General features: G+C 65.2%; 23 protein-coding genes and 1 tRNA gene. 20 read left to right on the forward strand and 4 right to left on the reverse strand.

The features are described 5' to 3' along the window. Positions 1–132: 132 nt before the first annotated feature. The 12 genes from rpoD (at position 133) to ATSB10_RS13435 (ending at position 9,795) form a co-directional block, all read left to right on the forward strand. Positions 133–2,004: an RNA polymerase sigma factor RpoD gene (gene rpoD, locus ATSB10_RS13410; RefSeq protein WP_063673279.1), complete on the forward strand. Its 1,872-nt coding sequence runs from the start codon at positions 133–135 to the stop codon at positions 2,002–2,004. 83 nt (positions 2,005–2,087) lie between these two features. Beyond that, positions 2,088–3,032: an EamA family transporter RarD gene (gene rarD, locus ATSB10_RS13415; RefSeq protein WP_205631053.1), complete on the forward strand. Its 945-nt coding sequence runs from the start codon at positions 2,088–2,090 to the stop codon at positions 3,030–3,032. A 22-nt stretch (positions 3,033–3,054) separates the two neighbouring features. Further along, positions 3,055–3,130, forward strand: a tRNA-Ile gene (locus ATSB10_RS13420). A 163-nt stretch (positions 3,131–3,293) separates the two neighbouring features. Next, positions 3,294–4,508 carry a tyrosine-type recombinase/integrase gene (locus ATSB10_RS13425; RefSeq protein WP_063673281.1) on the forward strand — a complete coding sequence of 405 codons (1,215 nt, stop codon included), beginning with the start codon at positions 3,294–3,296 and terminating at the stop codon, positions 4,506–4,508. Positions 4,509–4,529: 21 nt separating this feature from the next. Then, complete coding sequence (locus ATSB10_RS19390) at positions 4,530–4,850, forward strand: hypothetical protein (RefSeq protein ID WP_157469240.1); 321 nt, start codon at positions 4,530–4,532, stop codon at positions 4,848–4,850. Positions 4,851–4,943: 93 nt separating this feature from the next. Continuing rightward, positions 4,944–5,894 carry a hypothetical protein gene (locus ATSB10_RS19395; RefSeq protein ID WP_157469242.1) on the forward strand — a complete coding sequence of 317 codons (951 nt, stop codon included), beginning with the start codon at positions 4,944–4,946 and terminating at the stop codon, positions 5,892–5,894. A gap of 118 nt (positions 5,895–6,012) precedes the next feature. Beyond that, the gene (locus ATSB10_RS19010; RefSeq protein WP_083966218.1) at positions 6,013–6,237 is read left to right on the forward strand and encodes a helix-turn-helix transcriptional regulator; all 225 of its coding nucleotides are present in this window, start codon (positions 6,013–6,015) and stop codon (positions 6,235–6,237) included. A gap of 406 nt (positions 6,238–6,643) precedes the next feature. Then, entirely contained in the window at positions 6,644–7,138 is a 495-nt protein-coding gene (locus ATSB10_RS19020; protein WP_205631054.1) for a hypothetical protein, read from the forward strand. Positions 7,139–7,247: 109 nt separating this feature from the next. Continuing rightward, positions 7,248–7,457, forward strand: coding sequence for a hypothetical protein (locus ATSB10_RS19400; protein WP_157469244.1), 210 nt, complete (start codon positions 7,248–7,250; stop codon positions 7,455–7,457). Between the two features lie 601 nt (positions 7,458–8,058). Further along, a complete protein-coding gene (locus ATSB10_RS19405; RefSeq protein WP_157469246.1) occupies positions 8,059–8,370 on the forward strand; it encodes a hypothetical protein in 312 nt (103 codons plus the stop codon). Beyond that, positions 8,357–8,650 (forward strand): hypothetical protein, encoded by a 294-nt coding sequence (locus ATSB10_RS13430; RefSeq protein ID WP_157469248.1) that lies wholly within the window; start codon positions 8,357–8,359, stop codon positions 8,648–8,650. Before ATSB10_RS19405 ends, ATSB10_RS13430 begins: the two co-directional genes overlap by 14 nt. 215 nt (positions 8,651–8,865) lie before the next feature. Then, positions 8,866–9,795 carry a hypothetical protein gene (locus tag ATSB10_RS13435; protein ID WP_157469250.1) on the forward strand — a complete coding sequence of 310 codons (930 nt, stop codon included), beginning with the start codon at positions 8,866–8,868 and terminating at the stop codon, positions 9,793–9,795. Positions 9,796–10,283: 488 nt separating this feature from the next. Here ATSB10_RS13435 and ATSB10_RS13440 read toward each other — a convergent pair whose 3' ends face one another. After that, on the reverse strand, positions 10,284–11,648 hold the full coding sequence (locus ATSB10_RS13440; protein WP_063673284.1) for a glycoside hydrolase family 27 protein: 1,365 nt from the start codon (positions 11,646–11,648) through the stop codon (positions 10,284–10,286). Between the two features lie 687 nt (positions 11,649–12,335). Between ATSB10_RS13440 and ATSB10_RS13445 the strand changes: the two genes are divergently transcribed. From ATSB10_RS13445 to ATSB10_RS13480, 8 genes are read left to right on the forward strand one after another with little or no spacing between them, the layout of a single operon-like run. Further along, on the forward strand, positions 12,336–13,046 hold the full coding sequence (locus ATSB10_RS13445; protein ID WP_063673285.1) for a FadR/GntR family transcriptional regulator: 711 nt from the start codon (positions 12,336–12,338) through the stop codon (positions 13,044–13,046). Positions 13,047–13,059: 13 nt separating this feature from the next. Then, positions 13,060–13,995 carry a 2-dehydro-3-deoxygalactonokinase gene (locus ATSB10_RS13450; protein ID WP_425478204.1) on the forward strand — a complete coding sequence of 312 codons (936 nt, stop codon included), beginning with the start codon at positions 13,060–13,062 and terminating at the stop codon, positions 13,993–13,995. Further along, positions 13,989–14,633, forward strand: a complete 645-nt coding sequence (locus ATSB10_RS13455; RefSeq protein ID WP_063673287.1) for a 2-dehydro-3-deoxy-6-phosphogalactonate aldolase — start codon at positions 13,989–13,991, stop codon at positions 14,631–14,633. The genes ATSB10_RS13450 and ATSB10_RS13455 overlap by 7 nt, the downstream gene beginning before the upstream one ends. Further along, positions 14,630–15,778 carry a galactonate dehydratase gene (dgoD, locus tag ATSB10_RS13460; RefSeq protein WP_063673288.1) on the forward strand — a complete coding sequence of 383 codons (1,149 nt, stop codon included), beginning with the start codon at positions 14,630–14,632 and terminating at the stop codon, positions 15,776–15,778. The genes ATSB10_RS13455 and dgoD overlap by 4 nt, the downstream gene beginning before the upstream one ends. 43 nt (positions 15,779–15,821) lie before the next feature. Continuing rightward, the gene (locus ATSB10_RS13465; RefSeq protein WP_063673289.1) at positions 15,822–16,586 is read left to right on the forward strand and encodes an SDR family NAD(P)-dependent oxidoreductase; all 765 of its coding nucleotides are present in this window, start codon (positions 15,822–15,824) and stop codon (positions 16,584–16,586) included. Continuing rightward, positions 16,583–17,503, forward strand: a complete 921-nt coding sequence (locus ATSB10_RS13470; RefSeq protein ID WP_083966219.1) for an SMP-30/gluconolactonase/LRE family protein — start codon at positions 16,583–16,585, stop codon at positions 17,501–17,503. The genes ATSB10_RS13465 and ATSB10_RS13470 overlap by 4 nt, the downstream gene beginning before the upstream one ends. A gap of 37 nt (positions 17,504–17,540) precedes the next feature. Continuing rightward, positions 17,541–18,929, forward strand: coding sequence for a sugar porter family MFS transporter (locus tag ATSB10_RS13475; RefSeq protein ID WP_063673291.1), 1,389 nt, complete (start codon positions 17,541–17,543; stop codon positions 18,927–18,929). Next, the gene (locus tag ATSB10_RS13480; protein ID WP_083966220.1) at positions 18,929–19,987 is read left to right on the forward strand and encodes a glycoside hydrolase family 43 protein; all 1,059 of its coding nucleotides are present in this window, start codon (positions 18,929–18,931) and stop codon (positions 19,985–19,987) included. The genes ATSB10_RS13475 and ATSB10_RS13480 overlap by 1 nt, the downstream gene beginning before the upstream one ends. Before the next feature lie 189 nt (positions 19,988–20,176). On the opposite strand, the gene ATSB10_RS13485 is transcribed toward ATSB10_RS13480, so the two are convergent. From ATSB10_RS13485 to ATSB10_RS13495, 3 genes are all read right to left on the reverse strand, one after another. After that, positions 20,177–21,403: an SGNH/GDSL hydrolase family protein gene (locus ATSB10_RS13485; protein ID WP_169816718.1), complete on the reverse strand. Its 1,227-nt coding sequence runs from the start codon at positions 21,401–21,403 to the stop codon at positions 20,177–20,179. A gap of 126 nt (positions 21,404–21,529) precedes the next feature. Beyond that, positions 21,530–22,588 (reverse strand): glycoside hydrolase family 43 protein, encoded by a 1,059-nt coding sequence (locus tag ATSB10_RS13490; RefSeq protein WP_063673293.1) that lies wholly within the window; start codon positions 22,586–22,588, stop codon positions 21,530–21,532. 62 nt (positions 22,589–22,650) lie between these two features. Then, positions 22,651–25,485 carry a TonB-dependent receptor gene (locus tag ATSB10_RS13495; protein ID WP_063673294.1) on the reverse strand — a complete coding sequence of 945 codons (2,835 nt, stop codon included), beginning with the start codon at positions 25,483–25,485 and terminating at the stop codon, positions 22,651–22,653. Positions 25,486–25,579 lie beyond the last annotated feature (94 nt).

The raw sequence follows: 25,579 nt of genomic DNA on the forward strand, positions 1-25,579 counted from the left end.
CCGTGGGCCCGCGCAATCGCCTTGTCTGGCGCGATTCTTGCTGCCCACGGCACCTCTTTTTCTTCCTTGAAAACTGGTCAAAAAAGCGCCACATCGCTATACTGACCGGTTCCTGCATCCGCGGCGGTAGGTATGAATAGCAAAGCTCCCGAGCAACAGTCCGAAATCAAGGCGCTCATCTCCAAGGGTCTGGAGCAGGGCTACCTGACCTATGCCGAGATCAACGACCACCTGCCCGACGACATCGTCGACCCGGAGCAGATCGAAGACATCATGGCGGTGCTCAAGGGCGTCGGCATCGAAGTGCACGACGCCGCGCCGGACGCCGATCCGCTGGCCGACAACGCGCCCGGCAGCGGCAACGACGACGAGGCCGCCGCCGAAGAAGCCGTGGCCCTGCTGTCCGCCGTGGACGCCGAGGTCGGCCGCACCACCGACCCGGTGCGCATGTACATGCGCGAGATGGGCACGGTCGAGCTGCTGACCCGCGAGGGCGAGATCGCCATCGCCAAGCGCATCGAGGAAGGTCTGGGTCAGGTGCAGACCGCGCTGGCCAGCTTCCCGCTGACCATCGAGCTGCTGCTGGAGGAGTACGACCAGCACCTGGACGGCAAGCGCCGCCTGTCCGAGATCCTCGCCGGCTTCCTCGATCTGGAAGCCGCCGCCGACGCCGCGCGCCTGGAAGCCGAAGAGGCTGCGGCCAACGCCACCGACGACGACAGCGAAGGCGACGAGGACGACGACGACAGCGACACCTCGTCGGACGACGACGACGCCGTCGCCAGCGGTCCGGATCCGGAGGAGGTCAAGCGCCGCATGGAGCTGCTGCGCGACTACTACGCCAAGTTCCAGAAGGCGGCCCCCAAGGCCACCAGCATCACCGACAAGAAAATCGTCAAGCTGCGCGACCAGATGGCCGAGGAGTTCCTCAAGCTCAAGCTGCCGTCCGCGCTGATCGACAGCTTCGTGCGCAAGCTGCGCGAAGTGGTGGGCGACATCCGCCACCACGAGCGCGTGCTGATGGACATCTTCATCAAGCAGGTGAAGATGCCCAAGGCCGAGTTCCTCAAGACCTTCCCCAGCAACGAGGGCAACCTCGAGTGGGCGGCCGAGCTCAGCCGCAAGCGCCAGAAGTGGTCGCCGAACGTCAAGACGCACAAGGAAGCCATCGACGCCGAGCAGGAGAAGCTCGCCGCGATCGAGCGCAAGCTGTTCCTGCCGCTGACCGACATCAAGGACATCAACCGCGCGATGAGCGTGGGCGAGGCCAAGGCGCGCCGCGCCAAGAAGGAAATGGTCGAGGCGAACCTGCGCCTGGTGATCTCGATCGCCAAGAAGTACACCAACCGCGGCCTGCAGTTCCTCGACCTGATCCAGGAAGGCAACATCGGCCTGATGAAGGCGGTCGACAAGTTCGAATACCGCCGCGGCTACAAGTTCTCGACCTACGCCACCTGGTGGATCCGCCAGGCGATCACCCGCTCGATCGCCGACCAGGCGCGCACCATCCGCATCCCGGTGCACATGATCGAGACGATCAACAAGCTCAACCGCATCTCCCGCCAGATGCTCCAGCAGTTCGGCCGCGAGGCCACGCCGGAGGAACTGGCCAAGGAGATGGACATGCCCGAGGACAAGATCCGCAAGGTGCTGAAGATCGCCAAGGAGCCGATCTCCATGGAGACCCCGATCGGCGACGACGAGGACTCCCACCTGGGCGACTTCATCGAGGACTCCAACGCGTCCTCGCCGATCGACTCGGCCACCGAGACCGGCCTGATGGAGACCGTGCGCGACGTACTCGCCGGCCTCACCCCGCGGGAGGCCAAGGTGCTGCGCATGCGCTTCGGCATCGACATGAACACCGACCACACGCTGGAAGAGGTCGGCAAGCAGTTCGACGTCACCCGCGAGCGCATCCGCCAGATCGAGGCCAAGGCCCTGCGCAAGCTGCGTCATCCGAGCCGTTCGGAGCAGCTGCGCTCGTTCCTCGACCTCGACTGACCGGTCGCACCACGCACCACTGGAAACGCCCGCTCGTCGCGGGCGTTTCTTTTTCCGACGCTCCCCACCGCTCCCGGAATACCGTGAACGCCCCGAACCCCTCCAACGCCCATTCGTCCATGCGCAGCGGCCTGCTGTTCGGCATCGCCTGCTACGGCATCTGGGGCGTGCTGCCGCTGTACCTGATCGCGCTGGAATTCGCCTCCGCGCTGGAGGTGGTGGCGCACCGGGCGCTGTGGACGGCGGTGATCTGCCTGGGCATCCTCGCCGCCCGGCGCTCGCTCGGCGAGTTGCGCGAAACCCTGCGCCACGGCCGGCAGATGGCCTTCCTCGGTGCCGCAGCAGCGCTGATCGCGGTGAACTGGCTGGTCTACGTGTACGCCGCCAACCAGCGCGAGGTGCTGCAGGCCTCGCTCGGCTATTTCATCAACCCGCTGCTCACCGTGCTACTCGGCGTGTTCGTGCTGCGCGAACGGCTGCGGCCGGCCCAGTGGATCGCGATGGCGATCGCCACCGGCGCGGTCACCGTCATCGCCGTCGGCTACGGCCACCCGCCGTGGCTGGCGCTCGCGCTGGCGGGAAGCTTCGGCCTGTACGGCCTGATGAAAAGCTTCGCCGGCCGCCGCACCGGCGCGGTCACCAGCCTGGCTGTCGAAACCCTGCTGCTGGCGCCGTTCGCCCTGCTCGCGCTGCGCTGGCTGCATGCGCATGGCGAATCGCACTTCCTGGCCAACGGCTGGCACAGCGCGCTGCTGCTCGCCTCCACCGGCATCGTCACTGCCGCTCCGCTGACCTTCTTCGCCGCCGCGGCGCGGCGCCTGCCGCTGAGCCTGCTCGGCATGCTGCAGTACCTGGCGCCGTCGCTGCAGTTCGCCATCGCCGTGGGCGTGAACCACGAGGCGATGTCGCCGTCGCGCTGGACCGGCTTCATCCTCATCTGGGCCGCGCTCGCGATCCTGAGCACGGACGCGCTGCACCACCAGCGCCGCCAGCGGCGAGCCGCCGCCGCAAGCACCCCGGCCGCCTGAGCCGCTACACTTCGCAACCCGCGGGCCTATAGCTCAATGGTTAGAGCAGGGGACTCATAATCCCTTGGTTCCAGGTTCGAGTCCTGGTGGGCCCACCACATCCTAGTGCAGCGTCATCCTATGGTGTCCGGAAAGTGTCTACAGAACTATGTTTTACGGACTTTCGCCGTCCGATAGCGTCCTACGACGCCCATTGAAATCCGGGGGCAAGTGGGGGCAAGATCGGGGGCAACGGCCTACCGGCCCCAGGGTGTTGCCCCCATGCCCCTCGCAGACGTTGCCATTCGCAAGGCCAAGCCGACCGACAAGACACAGCGTCTGTTCGATGGCGGAGGCCTGTATCTGGAAGTGGCCCCGACCGGGGGCAAGTGGTGGCGGCTCAAATACCGCTATGGGGGCAAGGAAAAGCGCCTGAGCTTGGGCACCTACCCGGACACCGGCCTGTCTGACGCGCGCGCGAAGCGGGACGAAGCCCGCAAGCTGCTGGCGGCTGGCGTAGACCCCAGCGTGCAACGCAAGGCGGAAAAGGCCTCCCTTGCAGACCGCACCGCTAACACCTTCGGCGCAATCGCCCTTGAGTTCGTCGCCAAGCGCGAAAAGGAGGGGCTGGGCGAAAAGAGCGCCCTGCGTGCCCGCCGCTGGATTAACAAGGACCTCGCGAGCCTGCGGGACCTCCCGATTGCCGATGTGACCGCCTCGGTCATCCTGTCAGCCCTGCGCAAGCTGGAGCAACGCGGTGTAGCCGAGACCGCCCACCGCGCGCGCGGCTTCATCGGTCAGGTATTCCGGTATGCCATCGCTACGGATCGCGCGGAAAGGAACCCGGCTGCTGATCTCGTGGGCGCGCTTGAGCAGACCAAGACGAAGCACTTCGCCAGCATCACCGACCCCGCCAAGATCGGGAAGCTGCTCCGGGCCATCGACGCCTATACCGGCTCAGCCGTGACGGTAGCCGCCTTAAAGCTCGCCCCGCTGACGTTCGTGCGCCCCGGGGAGCTTCGGACTGCCCAATGGGCGGATATCGACCTAGACGCCGCTGAGTGGCGCTACACGGCAACCAAAACCCAGACTCCACACATAGTCCCGCTCTCTACCCAAGCGGTCGAGATCCTGCGCGAGCTGCGGCTTCTGACTGGTCGAGGGCAGTACGTGTTCCCCGGCGTGCGAAGCCCACAGCGGCCCATGTCCGAAAACACCGTAAATGCCGCGCTGCGCTACATGGGCTTTGATCGGGAGACGATGAGCGGCCACGGCTTCCGGGCGATGGCCCGCACCGTGCTGGACGAAGTGCTGCACTTCCGCCCCGACTACATCGAGCATCAGCTCGCCCACGCTGTGCGCGACCCCAACGGGCGGGCCTACAACCGCACTGCCCACCTCGCTGAGCGCACAAAGATGATGCAAGCATGGGCGAACTATCTTGATTCCCTAAAGGCGGGCGGGAACGTCGTGTCGATCAAGCGCAGGACAATCTGACAGACACCCGGAGGTGGGACAGTGGCAAATCTTAAGCACGTCAACCTGTTTGCACATGGGGGGCAGGCAGAGGTCTATGCGGCTCTTCAGCGCGACTACAACCGGGATACCTGGCGCGTTGCAATTTGGCGTGCTGTGTTCTGCGGTCTGGCTGCATGTGTCTACTTGTTCTCCACACATGCAGATTGGCTATGGCTTCTTGCAGGGCTGTACATCATCGGAGAAATGCTTTGCGCGTTCATCGACAACAGCAACCGGAACTGGTCGATGCACGTAATTGACTGGATGGAATCTAGGCACTTGCAAAACGACGGTTCCGCACAGATTTTCGATGAAGATTAGCGTTCGATTGCGCCGCGCCTAGGACGGCCATCCGAAAGCCGGGCACCTTCCCCGGCTGGTGCGGCACCTTTTGAAGGGCGCAGAGGTGTGCGCGTGGCACCGTATTTTCCGACCCGTTTAAGGGGATGCGTCTCGCACGAGGAAAGCGAAGAGTGGACCGCGCTGCGCGAACATTGGTTGTTGAAAAATCGTGGAACCTCAGGCACGACACGCTATTACGCCCAGAAATATTCCGATGAGGGTCCTATCTTAGAGCCGGCAGGCTCCTGGACCTATGAGCCTCTTGGTGAGCGCCAAGGCGAAAAAGAGCTCACTGTCTTCTGTCGCATTGTCGAGATCGCGCGTGGTGGTTGCCCCGACTTGTTTGAAGCTCAACTAACGCTGCTCGATCACGAAAATCGCTATCGCGTAAGCATCTCCGAGACTGTGCCTGTCCATTCATTGGAAGAAGCGACGGATCGATTCAAGGCTGCATTGGCATCGGAAAGAGCAAGCGCAATGACGGCAGTCCTCGGAGATACGCCATTCGTACGCGCGTTCGGTGTGTCAGTCAGCCCCGAGTGCCTAACCGAGCAACTGAAAAGGACTCCGGCGCCCACTTCGAGCCAGGTTCGCCAACTGTCTGAGGAGCTGAGCCAAGCTGTGGCGGGTTTGTTTGACGTCTTGGACCGGTGGGAGGGTTCAGACGCCCTCGCTTACTTGCGGCTTTTTGGTGGCACCCGAGGCGCCATTGGCAGGCTTGATTGGGAGCGAGCCCGACAGGCGGGCATTGCGAGGCTGTTGAATCCAAAAACAAGTTCAGAGGTTCGCTCTTCCCGAAAGGGGCGGCCGCTCAAGGCCGGTGCAGAGCTTGCCTTGGCTCACGCCTTGGCGGATATCTGGGAGAACTGCGGACTAGGGGAGCCTAAGTTCTCTGCGCAATCTAGATTCATTCGTGCTTGCGCGTTGGCTCTGCCGTGGCACAACGTGTTTAAAGCAGACGTTGCGCAGTTCATGCGCGGCGAGACCAAGAAGCAGCGGAGGCGAAGTGTAGTAATTGACTGACCGGGCCGGTTTTCTACCCCCGTATGAATGGCAGCGGTCGACTGTTTATGACCTCTGACGCATGATAGATGGCCGGCATCTAATTTCCCTGCCCTTCAATGCACAGGGAAACACCACGATGCACTCACTCCCCGAAACCGGATACCTGCGCATCTGGCAGGTTATCGGCAAGCCTGCAACTGGCAATGCACCAGCCATCCCAGCAATCATTCCTGTCAGCAAATCGACTTTTTGGGCGGGCGTCAGGTCTGGCAACTACCCAAAGCCCGTAAAACTCGGCCCACGCATCACGGCATGGCGGGTTGAAGACATCCGCGCCCTGATCGAGAGGGACGCAGCATGACTCCGGCCGAATTTCCCGACACGGAAAAGGGAGCCATGCGCTGCCCCAAGTTCGACGGTTGCAGCGCTCCCATTTGCCCGCTTGAACCGAACTGGCGACGCGCCCAGCACCTCAAGGGCGAACGGGTCTGTCTGCTGCTCCGTGAGGCAGTCAAACCGGGAGGGAATGCGCTTCTAGTGCGCGCTGTAGGCCGGCAACTGGCCGCGACCGTGGCCGAGGCCTTGCCGGAGATCCAAGCAAGCAGCAGCGACATCCGGAACAAGCTATGGAGGGCGGCCGCTACCGGCTCCAAGATCGCAGGAGGCGACGCTCTACGCGGGCGCACCCCCCAACCCCTAGCCGAGGTATTCCCCGCTGGCGGAAGCCCACGCACAGCGCACACCTCAGAGCGCCAGGAGGTGCAAGCATGAGTGGCCGGCGTCGCAATCGGTTGAAGGGGCGGAAGGAAACGGGCACGTTCTTCAGGATTCCAACCGCTGTACTGAACTGCCCGAACTACCTTGGGTTGAGCAAAAAGGCGCAGGCGCTGCTGATGGACATAGGCGCGCGCTTCAATGGCTTCAACAACGGCGACTTGGCCGCTCCGTGGTCGTGGATGAAGGAGCGAGGCTGGAAGTCAAAGGGAACGCTGAGCAATGCGATCAGGGAGCTGATTGACGCCGGAATGCTTGAGCTAACCCGGCAAGGTGGCTTGCATGGTCCTAACCTCTACGCCTTCACCTGGATAGCGATCCACGAGACCAAATCGCGGCTGGATGTTTCACCGACCCGGGTAGCTTCGGGCAAGTGGAAGCAACCACGCCTCAAGCAAACGCCACCAGCAGCACTTTGCCCACCCCTGTCAGCGGGGAAGTCTGACCCGCTGAGCGGGGAAGAACCGCGAAAAGCGGCGACCGGATGAGCAGCCATCGACCCGATAGGCGGGGGAGTCTGACCCGCTCAGAGGGGACCTTCTAAGAGATATACCAAGGGGTACCCGATTGCTTGCCTGCATTCCGGAGTGATTTGCCATGTGTCACAACGACGATTTGCCCACCCTCATCGCAGCATCCTTGCTTGCTGCCCAGCGCAGGCCCGGCTGGAACAACCGCAGCGGCCGAATCGAACGATTCAACCTCGGCAACTGCCAACTGATCGTTGTGCCGTGCAAACGCTGGGTCTATCGATGGCAAGAGCAGCAGGCCGCGGCATGGTGCAGCGAACAGGAAGCACGCCGATGACTTGGCAACCTGGACAGCTAGTGACGACAGCAAGTGACCATGCGGACTGGCGAGCGTGGCGCAAGGCTCGCAAGCTGGAGCAGCAGCGCGCGCGGCGTAGATCGATGCCAAGAATCGACTACTACCCCTCCCGGCAAGCGATCGAAGCGATTTCCGCCCGAACATTCCCGTACGCCGGTGGTGACTTCAGCAGCGTCATCGACCGCCTAGTTCTGGCCGGAGCGGCCACGCTTCCGGAATAAAGTAGAACGATGTGCTATGCCCTAGGGGTTTCGATACCAGTACGCGCGCGCGGTTAGGCCCGCGCACGTATGGGACGCCGTGCACACTCGGGGGTAGTCAGTTCGCAAGAATGGCCTAGCAGAGCCATCTATCGGAGGTTTTTGGCGGAGCGTTCCGCTGTCACCATCTTTAGGCTCCTGCCGCGCCGCACTTGGCCCATCCGCCGCGGTTTGCGACTATGCTCCTTACAGTTGGGACGAAATCGACGCGTAGAGGAACGACTCTGGAAGTTGGATCCAATGCGATTTGTTGAGACCTCGGGCGGCGTTTGCTCGGTCACTGACTGGGCTAGCTGAGCAACGCATTGAAGGACGGAAGCATGGTCGATTCGGTAGAAATACCTGTCATCACCAGCGAACAACTTGGCGCATTCCACAGGGCAAAAGGGCTCAAAAACGCCGCATGCTTGAGATGCGGCAACGTTTCTTGGTCGCTCCTGTCGTCAACCGAAGCACCAGTTTCAGGCCTTCCAACTGCAAAGACAGAGGAACGTGCCGAGGTTGACCTTTTCACGCCCATCTTGACGCTTACTTGCAGAAATTGCGGCACACTTTGGTTTGTTGCAGCCCAGTCGGTGCTCGACTGGCTAACGGAGACGCGCGAACAGGGAGCATCAGGTGACGCTGGCTAACCGCCGTATCGGGGCACAACAGGCGCAATCCTATATCCAGCAACCCCTTGCGGGAGATGGCGGCCCGCCCCATGATGGAAACATGGAAGCGCGCGTCGCAAAACTTGAAGAGACCATCGTCCAAGTGCGGGAGCGCTTGGTCGCGATCGAGACGAAGCTCGACTCAGCGTGTACCAAGCTTGAGATGCGGACGATGGAGTCGACATTGATCAAGTGGTTTGTCGCCACGGCCCTGATCCTAGCGTCTCTCGCGTTCACCGCGGCGAAATTCATTCACTAGCGCAAAGCCCGACATGCTCGATCCAAGCCCTCTCCGGCGGGCTTTTTCATGCCTGCTGTACGGGGCGCGTGGCATCCCCCTACACGACGCGTCGAGGCGGCCCGGCACTCAGGGAGCATGGCACGTCCTAACCTGCCCCTGCCCCGCACGTCAGGCCCAAACCGACCAAGCTGCCAGGCGTAAGCCAGCCGGCACGGAACGTCCAGGCGGAACCGATGCGCGGGGCTCAAATTGAGGCGCATAACCTCCACGCCCCCGCGTTGCTAAGACGTCTCAAGGGAGCCTATCCTCTGCCGACAACGTCAGGGAGCGATCCGCAACTTGCGGAGCTTGGGGGAGGGGGTGTGACGATAGTGGTCGCCTTGAAGGTGGGGGACGGCTTGGTGATGGGTGCTGATAGCGCAACCACTCTCTCCGTCTCGAATACGTATCACAACACGTATCTGAACACCGAAAAGCTGATGCATGTAAAAGGGCTGCCAGTCGGTGCGCTAACGTTCGGAGCCGCGATGCTAAAGAATCGTTCGGTCTCGAGCTTGGCGAACGATCTTCGAGACAGGCTGAAGTCTGACGATCCGAACTGGCGGATAGATCCGACCGGGTTCACTGTCGAACAGGTGGTGGATCGCTTCAGGAAGTTCTACTTTGACGAACTATATGAACCCGAGCTAGGCGGCCGAGAGGATGCGGCCCCTCTCGGCTTCATAATCGGCGGATACTCAAGTGGCTCGGATAGCGCCGAGGTCTGGAAGATGCTGCTCACCCCTCAGGGGGTGCAGGCTGAAAAGATGGTGCCCCCAGAGGCCCCTTGGGATTGCCTCTGGGAGGGTGAGCGAGAGCCGATTCAACGCGTCCTATTCGGTTACTCCAGACAGATCGAAGAGCGACTCACGCAGGCTGGCGTGGATCGGTCAGTGGCACAAACCTTGCTCGCCAGCATGGAGCCCCTGATCAACGGAGCGATGCCGATACAGGACGCGGTGGACATGGTCCACTACTTGATTGAGGTTACGTGTGGGTACGTGCGCTTCTCGCCCGGCCCATCGACCGTCGCCAAGCCGATTGATCTGGCCGCGATCACCAAGCACAACGGCTTCAAGTGGGTAGCCCGTAAGCACTACTACCCTGCCGGACTGAACAGCTAGGAGTGCCACATGTTTGCACATGACCAAGCGGAACAGCTTCGAAGCACACCATTCGAAGTCTCATCAACTAAGGCCGTCAGACAGTCGATGAACGTTGCCGTCGAAAAATTGACGCACCAACAGATCGAACGCCTAGAACAGATAGTGTCCGAGACCGCGAAAGATGTAGCCGGCAGGACAACGTCGTCCAACCTAAAGGGTTGGATAAAGGTTTGACTGGTCTGCCAGCAGCAATTCGGCGAACAAAGCCCTAGTGCCGGCTTCGGAGCTAATCAGCTTCGACTACGCCCAGCAGCCCCCCTCTTCCACGGCGCTGCCGCACTCGGCCGACTGTAGCGATAGATGTGGCGAAAGGGCGTCGCCAATGTACTAGTGCAGGGGGCAACTTTGGGGGCAACAGTGCCGAAAACCCCAAAGGAAACGCGTTCAAATAAGGCTCCTTATCCACCTATTCGAATGTTGGTGGGCCACCACATCCCTGGCCAACCCTATTCGACCGAGTACAGCGCGCACCCGTGCGCCGGCAGCCGGATCGGCAGGTGGTCGGAGGTCGGCAGACGATCGCCGCTCCAGAGTTCGCGGGCCGCATGCTTGCCCGAAGTCAGGCCCAACTGACGCCAAGTCGCTTGCAGGCTCAGCGGCTTGTCATCAAGGTTGAACACGGCCAGGTAGCGTTCGCCGGCCTTGCCGGATGCCGCCCACACGCGTACCTGTCCGAAGCCGGCCGGCAGGTGTTCGAGCGGATGATTGTCGTGGCTGTGCTGATCGACCGCGATGACGTCCTTGTTGGTGATCAACGCGCGCGTGGCATCGTCCAGCCGGGTCAGATTGGCGCCGAGGATCAGCGGCGAGCGCGCGATGGCGAGCAGGGTCAGTTGCGTGCGCTCCTCGTCCAGCGTCAGGCGGGAATGACGGGGTTCGCCCCACCCCGGATGCGGCGCGAGCTCGCCGAACGGCAGCATGTCGGCATCGGGCCAGCGGCCATCGCGGGCCTGACCGGCCCATGGCGGCAGGCGATCGAAGATATTGCGCACGCCCATGGGGAAATCATCGCCGGGATGCTCATGCACGAACGTCCAGCCGTCCCACACGTCGTTGGAGATGCGCCACATCTGGCCGTACTGGCGGATCTCCGCGGCATGGGAAAGCTGGGTGGGGCCGGGCGACAGGCTGAGCACGATGGGGCGCCCGGTCTTCGTGATCGCCGCCGCGATCTGGCGGATTTCGCTGATGCGGTAGGGGTGATCGGCGATGCAGTCGACCTTGAGGAAATCCACACCCCAATGGGCGTACAGCGCCAGCATCGAATCGTAATAGGCCTGGCCTGCCGCGTTGTCGCGCACACCGTAGTCGCCGTCGTCCCACGGGCAGGTGTCGGCCGTATCGGCGGCGTCCTGTGCGTGGAAGCGGGATCCGGCGATCGGCAGGTTCGCGTCCACCGCCTGCCGGGGGATGCCGCGCACGATATGGATGCCGAACTTCAGGCCGTGCGCATGCACCCAGTCGGCGAGCGCCTTGAAGCCCTGGCCGTCGACCGAGGAGGGGAAGCGCTTCGCCGAAGGCACCAGCAGGCCGTGCGCGTCCAGGGCGTAGTCGCGATGGCGCAGGCTGTCGCCGAGCGGATCGCCCATGTACCAGCCTTCGTCGATCACGGCATAGGTCCAGCCGTAGGCGTGCAGTTTGGCCAGTTCCGAGACATTGGCCTTGAACCCCGCTTCGTCGATGGTGAAACCGTAGGCGTCCCAGCTGTTCCAGCCCATGGGCGGGGTGGGGGCGACTTCCTGCGCACCGGCCGCAGCGACAGCGGCGATCAGGGTCGACAACAGCAGTGCACTTCTCAGCCAGCGTCTCATGCGGTGGGTTCCCGTTCCTGGAGTGGTGCGTCCGCGGGACGCAGGCCGTGGAAGATCCCGGCTTCGACGTCCACCGGAATCCGGGGGTTCGCCCCGATCCGCCAAGCGTCAGGCCGGCGTCGGACCTTGCGGCGAAGGACCCTCCGGAGACGCGCCCGACCAACCTACGCGGAAACGTCCCGGCACCCTAGAGGCGCTTCATTACGAAATTGATCAGCCCCGCTTGCGATTATTGGTCTGCCCGCGCCGAGGGACGGGCGCGTGCCGTGGGCCATGACAGAATGCGGCGGACACCAGGGGGATGGCGGCCCTGTCATGGGCCGCGGCGTCGGGCTCACCGGCATCCGCCAGCGGTGCGCGAAGGGGGGCGCTGCACGCGATGGGTTTCATCAGCACCGACAAGCCGGCTGCCGTCGGAACGTGTGCACCCGCGACACATGGCGTCGACCTCGGCTCTTCGACGGAGGTGAGGCGGTGGTCTGGCTTTTTTGCGCCGCACAAGCCCGTCGGACCATCGTGATCCGGGGCGACGAAGCTCGATCCGGCGCTACCCATTCGCGAAGATATGAGGTAAAAGTACTACAAATAGACGATGACCTCCGGCACATCGTGCCGAGCGACCATCGTCACCCGTCCAGACACCCGCCGCTACGCCAGGGCCCACGACAACCGACAAGGAGGCAGCCAATGGTGAAGCCGATCGCCACGCGCAATCTGCATGGCCAGGTGATCCATGAGCTGGGCAGGCTGATCGTCAGCGGCGAGATCAAACCGGGCCAGAGCCTGCCGCGCGAGGAGCTGCTGGCCGAGCGCATGAGCATGAGCCGCACGGCACTGCGCGAGGCGATGAAGGTGCTCTCGGCCAAGGGTCTGATCGAATCGCGGCAGAAGACCGGCACCCGGGTACGCGAGACGATCCACTGGAACCAGCTCGACGCCGACGTGCTGGCCTGGCGCTGCGAGTCGATGCCCACCGAGGACTTCGTCGAGAAGCTGGTGGAGATGCGCGAGATCATCGAGCCGGCGGCGGCCGCCGCCGCCGCGCGCCGGCGCACGGCGGAACAACTGGTCGCGGTGGAAACCGCCTACGAGGCGATGGCCGCGGCCAGGAACCTCGATGAATGGACCTCGGCCGACCTCGCCTTCCACGAGGCGGTGCTGCACGCCACCAACAACGAGCTGATGATCTCGCTGTTCTCGGTGATCGAGACCGCGCTGGGCACCTACTTCGCGCTGTCGGCGAGCACCGCCAGCAATTTCAAGTATTCGCTGCCGCACCATCAGAAGGTGTACGAGGCGATCCGCCGGCGGCAGCCCGAAGTGGCCCGTCAGGCGATGCAGAAGATGGTGGCCGACTCGCGCAGCAACATCCGCCGCCACCGCAAGGCGAAGGCCTGAGCGCATGGCGGGCCTGATCGGACTCGACTGGGGCACCAGCAGCCTGCGCGCCTACCGGCTCGATGCCGATGGCGCGGTGGCCGAGGTGCGAGCGCGTCCGTGGGGCATCCGCCAGTTGCCGGAGGGCGGCTTCGACGCCGCACTGGCCGACGTCACCGCCGGCTGGCCCGCACTGCCGCGGTTGGCCTGCGGCATGGTCGGCAGCCGCAACGGCTGGTGCGAGGTGCCGTACCTGGACCTGCCGGCCGACGCCGCCGCGCTGGGGCGTGCGCTGCATCCGTTTGCTGCCGGCGACGGTGGGGCGCTGTACCTGGTGCCCGGCCTGCGCAACCCGCGCGGTCCGGACGTGATGCGCGGCGAGGAGACCCAGCTGTTCGGCGCGCTGGCCCGCGATCCGTCGCTGGCGGCGCATGCGACGTTCGTGCTGCCCGGGACGCACAGCAAGTGGGCCAGCGTGCGCGACGGCGCCGTGGTCGATTTCAGCACCGCGATGACCGGCGAGCTGTTCGCGCTGCTGCGCCGGCACTCGATCCTCGGCGCCGGCATCGGCGAAGGCGCGGCGGATCCGGAGGCGTTCGCGCGTGGCGTGATCGCCGCCCGCGACAGCGGTGCGGCCGGCGGTCTGTCGCGGCTGTTCTCCGCCCGCGCGCTGATGCTCGACGGCGCGCTGGCGCCGTCCGCGGTGCCGGATTACCTCTCCGGCCTGCTGCTCGGCGAGGAGCTGCGCGCGCAGCTCGCCAGCGGCCGCTTCGGTACTGACGCGCCGATCCAGCTGATCGGCGATGCAGCGCTCTGTGCGCGCTACCGCGCCGCCGCCGTGCATTTCGATCTTTGCTTTGCCGAGCCGTTGGCCGACATCGTCGCCGCAGGGCTCTGGCAGCTTGCTGTCGCCGCCGGACGGGTGGCCGATCCTCTCGTCGTGGTGCCGAAGGAGGCCCGCTCATGCTGACCCCCTGGCTCACCCCGCTGCCGCTGGTGGCGATCCTGCGCGGCCTGCTGCCGGAGGAATCCGTGGCCATTGGCCAGGCGCTGGCCAGCGCCGGGTTCCGCGTGCTCGAGGTGCCGCTGAATTCGCCGCGGCCGTACGACAGCATCCGCCGGCTGGTCGATGCGCTGGGCGACGGCTACCTGGTGGGCGCCGGCACCGTGATGACGCCGGCGCAGGTCGACGAGGTCGCCGCGGCCGGTGGCCGGCTGATCGTGATGCCGCATGCCGACACCGTGGTGATCCGCGCCGCCAAGGCCCGCGGACTGGTCTGCGTGCCCGGCGTGGCGACGCCGACCGAAGCCTTCGCCGCGATCGCCGCCGGTGCCGACGGACTGAAGCTATTCCCCGCCGAGCAGGCCTCGCCGAAGGTGCTCAAGGCCTGGCGCGCCGTGCTGCCGCCGGACCTGCCGGTGCTGCCGGTCGGAGGCATCGCGCCCGACACCATGGCGCCGTGGGTCGCCGCCGGTGCGCAGGGCTTCGGCATCGGCTCGGCGCTGTTCGCCCCGGGCCTCGACGCTACCGAAATCGAACGACGGGCCCGCCGGTTTGCCGACGCGTGGGCCGCCCTTGCCACACCGCCCCAGGAAAGCGCCGCATGAAGATCACCCGACTCACCACGTACCTGGTGCCACCGCGCTGGTGCTTCGTGCGCATCGAGACCGATGCCGGCGTCGTGGGCTGGGGCGAACCGGTCGTCGAAGGGCGCGCGCACACCGTGGCGGCGGCCGTGGACGAGCTGTCGGATTACCTGGTCGGGCAGGACCCGCGCCGGGTCGAGGACCTGTGGAACGTGATGTACCGCGGCGGCTTCTACCGCGGCGGTCCGATCCTGATGAGCGCGATCGCGGGCATCGACCAGGCGCTGTGGGACATCAAGGGCAAGGCGCTGGGCGTGCCGGTGCACGAGCTGCTCGGCGGCCGCGTGCGCGACCGCATCCGCGTCTACTCGTGGATCGGCGGCGACCGCCCGGGCGACACCGCCCGCGCGGCCAGGGCGGCGGTGGAGCGCGGCTTCACCGCGGTGAAGATGAACGCCACCGAAGAGCTGCACTTCGTCGACACCTACGACAAGGTCACCCGCCTGCTGGAGAACGTGCAGGCGGTGCGCGACGCGGTGGGTCCGGAGGTCGGCCTGGGCCTGGACTTCCACGGTCGCGTGCACAAGCCGATGGCCAAGGTGCTGATGCGCGAGCTGGCGCCGTACAAACTGATGTTCATCGAGGAACCGGTGCTGTCCGACCACCTCGAGGCCCTGCCGGAACTGGCCTCGCTGTCGCCGGCGCCGATCGCGCTGGGCGAGCGGCTGTACTCGCGCTACGACTTCAAGCGCGTGCTGCAGATGGGCGGCGTGGACATCATCCAGCCCGACCCCTCGCACGCGGGCGGCATCACCGAGACGCGCAAGATCGCGGCGATGGCCGAAGCCTACGACGTGGCGCTGGCACTGCATTGCCCGCTGGGCCCGATCGCGCTGGCGGCGAACCTGCAGCTGGACGGCGTGTGCCACAACGCCTTCATCCAGGAGCAGAGCCTGGGCATCCACTACAACGCAGCGAACGACCTGCTCGACTACGTCACCGACCGCGGCGTGTTCGCCTACGAGGACGGCTACGTGACCATTCCCGACGGCCCCGGCCTGGGCATCGAGGTGAACGAGACCTACGTGGCCGAGCGGGCCGAGGTCGGCCACCGCTGGCGCAATCCGCTGTGGCGCCATGCCGACGGCAGCGTCGCCGAATGGTGATGCGCCGCGACGCCGCGCCCTCCTCCGCCTCCGGAAGCCCCTGATGTCCTCCTTTGCTTCGTATCCCAGCCTGGTCGATCGCAGCGTGCTGATCACCGGCGGCGCCAGTGGCATCGGCGCCGGCTTCGTCGAACATTTCGCCCGCCAGGGCGCGCGCGTGGCCTTCCTCGATGTCGACGACGCCGGCGCGCGACAGGTGCTGGCCGGCCTGGCCGACGTGCCGCACGCACCGGTCTACCTGCACTGCGACCTCACCGACGTGGGCGCGCTGCAGGCTGCGGTCGCCACGGCACGCACGCACATCGGGCCGATCACGGTGCTGGTCAACAACGCCGCCAACGACGTGCGTCACGCACTGGCCGAGATCGACGTGGCCGGCTTCGAGCGCAACGTGGCGGTGAACCTGCGCCACCAGGTGTTCGCCACGCAGGCGGTGCTGCCGGACATGCAGGCGCTGGGCGGCGGCTCGATCATCTGCCTGGGCTCCACCGGCTGGATGAAGAAGAACGGCGGCTACCCGCTGTACGCGATGGCCAAGGCGGCCGTGCGCGGCTTCGTCAACGGCATGGCGCGCGAGCTGGGCCGGCAGCACATCCGCATCAACGGGCTGATCCCCGGCTGGGTGATCACCGAGAAGCAGCGCGCGCTGTGGCTGGATGCCGAGGGCGAGGCCGAGATCCGCCGCGTGCAGTGCATGCCGGGCTACCTGATGGCCGACGACCTGGCGCGCATGGCGCTGTTCCTCGCCGCCGACGACAGCCGCATGTGCACCGGCCAGGATTTCATCGTGGACGGCGGATGGGTATGAGCGGGGTACGGCTGCTGCCCGCGATGCAGCCGGTGATGGATGTCGGCAACACGCTGGGCGAGGGCATCGTCTGGTGCGACCGCGCGCAGTCGCTGTTCTGGACCGACATCCCGCAGGCCACGCTGTACCGCTGGCATCCCGACAGCGACACCCTGCAGACCTGGGCGATGCCCGAGCGGCTGGCCTCGTTCGCATTGTGCGAGGACGACGGCTGGCTGCTGCTGGCGCTCGCTTCGCGGCTGGCGTTCTTCCGCCTGGACGACGGCCATCTCGAGCCGCTGCACGCCGTCGAGCCCGGCATGGCCACGCGCAGCAACGACGGCGGCTGCGACCGCCAGGGCCGCTTCGTGTTCGGCACGCTGCATGAGCCGACGTCCGGCGCCAAGCAAGCGGTCGGTGGCTTCTGGCGACTGGATGCGGCGCTGGCGCTGGAGAAGCTGGACCTGCCCGGCGTGGCGATCAGCAACTCCATCGCCTTCAGTCCCGACGGCGGGACCATGTACTTCTGCGACTCGCTGACCCGGCAGATCCACTGCTGCGACTACGGCGACACATTGGGTCCGCCGCGCCTGTTCGCCCGCGTCGACGGTGACACCGGCGAGCCCGACGGCTCCTGCGTGGACGCCGAGGGCAACCTGTGGAGCGCGCAGTGGGGACGCGGCCGGGTGGTCTGCTACACGCCGGATGGTGCAGTGCTCCGTGTGCTGCCGCTTCCGGCAAGCCAACCTACCCGGGCGGCTTTCGGCGGTGCGCAACTGGACACGCTGTACGTCACCAGTGCCCGCGAAGGTCTCTCCGACGCCACGCTGATCGCCGAGCCCCGGGCCGGCGCCCTGTTTCGTTCGCGCGTCGGCGCGCAGGGACTGCGCGAACCCCGTTTTGCCGGTCGCCCCGGGGCACTTGCCGCCTCCGGTTGAATCTCAACGTGTCATCCCTTCCCGCAGGAAGCCCGCCATGAATTCCGTTGCCCAACCTGCCGTCGGTCATTCCAAGGCCACTGCCATCTTCGTCTGTATCCTTGCCGCCCTTGCGGGCCTGATGTTCGGTCTGGATATCGGTGTGATCTCCGGCGCCCAGCAATTCATCCAGAAGGAATTCGCCGTCAGCGATTCCACCATCGGCCTGATCGTCAGCTTCATGATGATCGGCGCTGCGGTCGGCGCGATGGTCGCCGGCTGGCTGTCCGGCCACCTCGGCCGCAAGCGCTCGCTGATCCTCGGTGCGGTGCTGTTCGTGGCCGGCTCGATCCTCTGCGGCATGGCCTGGAATCCGGAGGTGCTGATCGTCGGCCGCTTCATCCTCGGCGTGGCGATCGGCCTGGCCAGCTTCACCGCGCCGCTGTACCTGGCCGAGATCGCGCCGGAGCAGATCCGCGGCGCGATGATCTCGCTGTACCAGCTGATGATCACCATCGGCATCCTGGTCGCCTTCCTGTCCGATACGGCGTTCAGCTACTCGGGCAACTGGCGCTGGATGCTCGGCATCATCGCGGTCCCCGGCGCGCTGTTCCTGCTCGGCGTGTTCTTCCTGCCGTACAGCCCGCGCTGGCTGATGATGCGCGGCCGTCGTGCCGAGGCCGAGCAGGTGTTGCTCAAGCTGCGCGGCAACCCGGTGGAGATCAACAAGGAGCTGAGCGACATCGAGGAACAGCTCAAGGTGCCGCAGCGCGGCGTGCACATGTTCTTCCAGAACGCCAATTTCCGCCGCTCGGTGGGCCTGGGCGTGCTGCTGCAGGTGATGCAGCAGCTGACCGGCATGAACGTGGTGATGTACTACGCCCCGCGCATCTTCGAGGGCATGGGCTACAACACCGAGTCGCAGCTGTGGTTCACCGCCATCGTCGGCCTGGTCAACGTGCTGGCCACCTTCATCGCCATCGCCTTCGTCGACAGGCTCGGCCGCAAGCCGATCCTCTACGCCGGTTTCGTGGTGATGACGATCGGCCTGGGCGTGGTCGGCACGATGATGCACCTGGGCATCCACACCCATGCCGAGCAGTTCTTCACCGTCGCCATGCTGCTGATCTTCATCGTCGGCTTCGCGATGTCGGCCGGCCCGCTGATCTGGACGCTGTGCTCGGAGATCCAGCCGCTGAAGGGGCGCGACTTCGGCATCGGCTGCTCCACCCTCACCAACTGGGTGGCCAACGCCATCGTCGGCTGGTCGTTCCTGCCGCTGCTCAACGGCATCGGCGAGGCGCGCACCTTCTGGCTGTATGCCGCCTTCAATGCAGTGTTTATCGTCTTCACGTTCTGGCTGGTGCCGGAAACCAAGGGCGCCACGCTGGAAGAAATCGAGCGCAACCTGATGGCCGGCAAGCGACTGCGCGAGATCGGCCGCTGATGGCGCGGGTGACGGCGGTGCGACGCCTGCTGGCGAGCCTGCTCGCCGTCACCCTGCCGCTGCTGGCGGCCCCGGCGGCGGGGGCGGCAACAACCCCGCCAGCCGGCGAGACCTACACCAACCCGTTGCTCCCGTCCGGGCCCGACCCGTGGGTGGTGCAGCGCGATGGCGTGTACTACTACATGAACACCGAGGGTGACCGCATCGCCCTGCGCAAGACCCGCGACCTCGCCCGGCTGGCCGAGGCCCCGCCGATCACGGTGTGGACCCCGCCGCACGACGGCCCCGGCTCGTTCGCACTGTGGGCACCGGAGCTGCACTGGCTCGCCGGCAAGTGGTACCTCTACTACACGGCCTCGGTACGCGGCCACGATGACGATGCGCATCGCCGCATCTATGTGCTGGAGAACGGTGCTGCCGACCCGACCACCGGTACCTGGGTGTCGAAGGGCGCGCTGGCCACCGAGCGTCCCGGCATCGACGGCACGGTGTTCGCGCTCAAGGACCAGCTGTATTTCGTCTACTCGCCCTACGTCGGCGACCACAGCGACCTGGTGATCTCGCGCATGGCCAACCCGTGGACGCTGACCGGTCCGCAGGTCGACATCGCGCACCCGACCCACACGTGGGAGATGCAGGGCGGCCGCAAGATCCTCGAGGGGCCGGAGTTCCTCCAGGGACCGAGCGGCAAGCTGTTCCTCACCTATTCGGGCAGTGCCTGCTGGTCGGACGACTATGCACTGGGCCTGCTCAGCGCCGCGGCCGGCGCCGACCCGATGGACCCCGCGGCCTGGCACAAGTCGCCCCGGCCGGTGTTCGCCAAATCGGTGAAGCACGGCGTCTACGCCACCGGCCACAATGGCTTCTTCCAGGCACCGGACGGGCAGGACTGGATCATCTATCACGCCAACAGCGGCCCCGGCATGAAGTGCACCGCGAAGCGCGCGCCGCACATCCAGCCGTTCCGCTGGCGCAAGGACGGCACGCCCGATTTCGGCGTGCCGGCGAAAGAGGGAGTGCCGCTGCCGGCACCGGCAACAAAGGCGGCGACGCCGTAGTTCAAGCCAGGGCAGGGCAGCAGCGAAGGAAGCCTGTACAGAGCCCGGGCCGGGGCGTGCTATCGCGCGGGGCGGCCGAATCGAGGGGGTTGCTGTCCGTGGCGCCGCTCAGCCGTGGATCGCTGGCCTGGCGAGCGTGACTGCGATGACTGCGGCGGCGTCCGCGGCCCGGTCACGCCAGCGCCCTGGTCAGGGCGGGCAGCCGAGCCATATGGCAGGTACCGCTGCCGCCATCGAGGCATAGCCCTTGTCGTTCGGATGGATGTGATCGCCGCTGTCGAGATCGGGGCGCATACGGGCGGGATGCGAGGGGTCGCGCAGCGCCGCATCGAAATCAACGACACCGTCGAAGTCCGCGCGGTGGAGGATCCAATCGTTCACCTGCTTCCGCGCCCGCTCACCCGCCGACGAGTACGCGCCCCGGGTTCCCTCGAAGGGCAGGATCGTCGCCCCGAAGATACGCAAGCCGGCGGCATGCGCCCTGCCGATGATCTGCTGCTCGGCGGCGATGACATTGGTTGCGACGGCTTGGCCGTCGAGCGTCTTGCCCTGCGAACGCAGGGCCATGGTGGTTTCGCCGATGTCGTTGACACCGCCAAGCAACAGCACGAAGCGCACGCCTTGCTGGCCGAGTACATCGCGGTCGAAGCGCGTGGCCATGCCTTCGCCAGGGCCGTAGCCGCCGTCTCGGTCAGATATTTCGTTGCCGTCGATACCGGCATTTACCACCGCGACATGGCAGGCCTCGCCCCGGGCGCGAAGGCGACGCGCCAGTTGTTCGGGGTAGCCCTGCGATGCGCCAAGAGTGGAGCGGAAGCCGTTGGTGATGGAGTCGCCCAGGGCCACCAGTACCGGCAAGGGTGCTTTCGCCTGCACCTCCACGCCTGAAAGCCACAGTGTGGCGCCGGTGGTGGTGGCCACCGGCATGGCGGCCTTCCCGGTGTAGTCGCCCGGGGCGGAAATCAGGTTGGTGCGCAACGCATCGACATGCCATGTACTGGGCACTGCCGTGCCGCCGACGTATATGCTGATGCCCAGGCTTTCCCCGCTGCGCACCGGGAAATCGAGCGGATCGCTGTAACGCACGGCACCGGCCGGTATCACCAGGTCGACATGACCGCTGAAGCGCAAGGCGTGCAGGCTGGCAGGATCCAGGCGTCCGGTCACGTCGGCGGCTGCGGACCGCCCCACGCTGGCCGCGTCGATGTGCAGTGGATGCGTACCGAACGTATTGGAAATGCGGATGCGGGTGCGCGAGCCGCCGGCGCTCAACAGCACCATCTGCCGCAGCGTCTGCCTTTGCAGCCGCGGCGCCGTCATCGCTGTTGGGCGCACGTCGCTGGCCGGTACCGGCGAACGCACCATGGCGGCTGCCCAGACCGTATGCCAACTGCCGGCGTCATGCGCATGCGCCATGCCACTGGACAGGGCGATACCGAACAGGATGGCCAGCGTGGCGCGGCGGCGACTGCTTGAATTTGTCTCGGTCATGTCGTCTCGCATCCCGCCGCCCAGGTTCCGGTGCTGCTTGCCGGCGGCGAATCAGTGTTCATGCCTGTGCGGATCGTCGCCCGATGGCCGCGGCAAGGTCGTTTCGGCATCCACCGGCACGCCAAGCACGGGTGCGCCATCGGCCTGGAAATGCATCGGTTGCATGCGTATGTCGCGGCAGTGGTAGGCCGGGTCGCAATCCAGCCGCTCGATCGCGTGGTAGAAGTTCCACCACTGCGTTCCGTCCGGTGACGGTACGAACACCACCGAACCTGGGCCGTACACCGTGCCGTGGCGATCGAAAATCGGCCCGGACTTGGTCCAGGACGCCGCACTCAATGGCGAGCGGCCGGGCTGAAGGCTCAGCAAGCCCACCGCATAGTCGTCCGGAATCCAGCTGGCGCTAGCGGAATAGGTGATGTAGCTGTGGCCGTCGCGGGTGTAGCCGACCGGCCCCTCCTGGATCGGCTTGCCGCGGGTTTCCCACGGCTCGGTCGGCGCGGACAGCGCCACCGTCCGACTGCTGACGTGTGCGGGGTCGCGCAGCGCCGCCAGGCAGATCCGCTGCGGAAAGGTGGAGTCGTCGTGATCGGTGCACGACCAGGTCAGGTAGCGCTTGCCATCCGCCGCGGTGAACACGTCTGGGTCGATTGCCCAGTGGCCGGTGCTTTCTAGCAACTCGCCGAACGGTCTGCCGGTGGCGGCAGGCCGATAGGGACCTTCGGGCGAGTTCGCCACCAGTACGTACAGGCGGTGGTGTTCGTTCGAGCCATCGTCGGCGGCGTAATAGATGTACCAGCGTCCGTCGAGGTGATGCAGTTCCGGCGCCCATACCTCATGGGCGTTCGGGTCGCTGTCGCTGGCGTGGCTCCACACGCCGATCCACGGTGCATCGGCCAGACCGGACAGGCTGCGCGATCGCTTGATGCACAGGTCGGCCACGCCGCAGTTGGACGCCGAGTAGTAGTACACCCCATCGACGCGGGTGACCCAGGGATCGCCGCCAGCGAACAGCGGGTTGCCGAAGGTAGGCGCAGTGCCGCCGGCGGCGACCGCGGGAGTCGCCAGTGCGGCCAGCAGGGCTGCGCGAGCGGCCAGGTTGTGCGGCATCGTCTTGTCCGTTCGTGGCCTGCCGGCCGCCCCGAGGGGGCGGTCCGGCGGGTGGTCCGTCGTTACAGCTTCAGGCGCACGCCCAGGCCGACCGAGCGGTCCTGATAGCGCAAGTCCTGCGGCAGCGCCTTGATATCACCCGCGTAGGAGTGAAAGTTGGCGCCGGTCAGGTTGGTGGCGTTGAGCACCACGCTGACGTGCTTGTTGACGTCATAGCTGAGCGAGAGGTCGAGCTGGTTCGACGGGTGATCGTACATCTGCGCGTTATGGCCGAGCACGCTCGACGCTGCCAGGAAGAACTCCGGGTATGCGCTGCGGTAGTTGTAGGCCAGGCGGGCGGAGAAGCCGTACTTCTCGTACATCAACACCAGGTTGTAGTTGTTCTTCGACACGTTCTGGAACGAGGTCGTGATGAAGCCATTGCCATCAGGTGCCGGGGTCTTCAGTGCGCTATTGATGTAGGTGTAGTTCGCCTGCACACCCAAGCCGCTCCAGGCGCCAGGCAGGCCACTGAAGAACTGTGTGTACGCCAGTTCGGCACCCTCCAGATGGCCGTTGCCGGAGTTCTGCGGGCCGGAGATCAGGTAGGTGGTGCCGTTGATGTTCTGCTCGAACGAGTAATTCTCGATGTAGCCGGTGATGTCGTGGTAGAACACGCCGCCGGTGAGCGAGCCGACGTTGCTGAAATACCACTCCAGCGTGGCGTCATAGCTGTTCGACTTGGTCGGCTTCAGATAGGCGTTGCCACCGCCGCCAGTCGCAATGGTATTGGCGGTAGCCGGGCTCAGGGTGAGCGACGGATTCAAGCTGGAAAAGCTGGGGTACTGGATGGTTTTGCCGGCCGACAGACGCATCTGCAGGTCGTCGGTGAAGTGCAGGTTGAAGGTGGCGTTGGGCAGGAAGTTGCGGTCGCTGGTATTCAGGCCGATCGGGGAGTAGACGCTGTCGGCGCTGTCGAAGGTGTAGGCATTCAGATTGCGCTGGATCTTCTCCAGCCGGCTGCCGACCACGCCATCGTAGGACATACCGAACATCTCGCCGCCGTAGTTCAGCTGCGCATAGGCCGAGTAGCTCTTTTCACCGATGTTGAAATATTGGCCCTGCTGCGCCGGCAGCTTGCCGTCGGCCATGCCGTAGTAGTTGCGCAGCGCGTTCTCGTTCGCGGTGAGGTAGTTGTAGCAGCCGCTGAGTGCGCCGCCGGCAACTGCCTTGTCGGTCGGGATCGGGCAGAAGTAGGAAGAACCGAACAGTGCCAGCACGTTGTTCTGCGGATTGGGTACACCGCCAGCCAGATAGGCCCCGCCGGGGGGCGCCTGGTCATAGAACGCGCCGCTGGCCTGGGTATCGGTCTTGGCGTAGCGGAGACCGAAATCGATCGACTCGAGGAAATTGCCGTTGATGTCGTAGTTGCCCTTGCCTTGCCACTCGGTCTGGGTGGCCTTGTTGTTGTTCCACTGCTGGTAGAGGCCGTTGAGGAAGTAGTTGGCCGGGTTGTTCTGCGGATTGCCGGCAAGACCCCAGGAGTTGGGCGCGCTGTAATCGGTGGTTAGCGGCTGGTTGTAGGCATCGAGGTAGGTGTCGATGACAAAGTTGTCCACTTCCCAGCTCGATGAAGTACGACTCAGGTCGCTGGAAAGGGTCAGCCGATCGCCGTGCCACTTGACGCCCCAGGCGTTCTGCATGTTGTGGCCCCATTCCTTGCGCGCCTGGGTACTGGTGGCAGCGTAGTAATTGCCGGTATAGCTGGCGCTGGTGAGCGGGCAGATGGTCTGGCCATAGTACGGCGAGGTGGTCAGCCCGACCGGGAAGCATGAGCCTCCGGTGGTAAACGAGGACGGCGCCACCACATTCTGCGGGCCAGTGAAGTAGTAGGTCTGGTTGTAGTGATCCGAGTTGTAGGTGTAGACGCCTTCCAAATACATCTCGGTGCTGTCGTTCGGACGCCACTGCAGCGCGTAATTGGCTTCCGGCCGCTTGCGATAGCCGACGTTGTAGTTCGCGCCGTACTGGTTGGGCGCCACCACCAGGTTTCCGTTGGCATCCCTTATCGCATTGCCGGCGCCATCGGTGGCGACCCGGGTCAGATTGTCATCCACGTACGACACGTTGTAGTCGTAGTGCATGGTCGTGATACCCGCGTTGAGTAGCGCACCGAATTCACCGGCGTCGGTGCTCCAGCGGTTGCTGATCAGGAAGCTGGCGGTCGGGTCGGTCTTGCCACCGTACTTCTGGTGCGTCTCGGTCGCGGTTCCGGCCATTCGCAGGCCGTCGAAATCGAACGGACGGAAGGTGCGGATGTCGACGGTGCCGGCGATGCCGCCGGTGACCATGGTCGCATCGGTCGACTTGTAGACATCCAGCCCGCTCACCGCGGATGCCGGCAGGTCCTGGAAGGCGAACTGGCGGCCACCAGAGTTGATGATTTCGCGGCCATTGTAGGTGGTGACCGCATTCGGCAGGCCGCGGATTACCACGGTGCTGGTCTCGCCCTGGAAGCCCTGCGCCACCTGCACGCCGGTCACGCGCTGCAGCGCGTCGGCCACGCTGTTGTCCGGCAGCTTGCCGATGTCTTCTGCGACCACCGAGTCGACCACCATTTTGGAGTCGCGCTTGATCTCCTGTGCACTCTCCAGCGAGGCCCGCAACGGCGACGTGACCGTTACACCGGTCAGGTTGGTCACTTCGGCCGGGGCTTGCCGCTTCCTTTTGGCGCCGTGTTCGACCTTGGCCGGGGTCGTGGCCGTCGTAACGCCCTCCTGCTGCTCATGCTGCTGAGTGGCCGCAGGTGTCTGCAGGGCTGCACCGGTCGCTTCGGCAGCATGGGCCGGATGGAGACAGGCACCGATGGCGCTGGCGAGCAACGTGACGGTGCACGAGATGAGGATCTGACGCTTCATTGAAGAACTCCCTGGACGTTGGCGCGCGATGACGTGGAAGGCTGGCCACCGCTCCGGGAAATAGCCGCCGGCGTGTGGCTTCGCGTGGTCTCTC

The organism is Dyella thiooxydans (genome assembly GCF_001641285.1).
Lineage (GTDB): Bacteria > Pseudomonadota > Gammaproteobacteria > Xanthomonadales > Rhodanobacteraceae > Dyella_A > Dyella_A thiooxydans.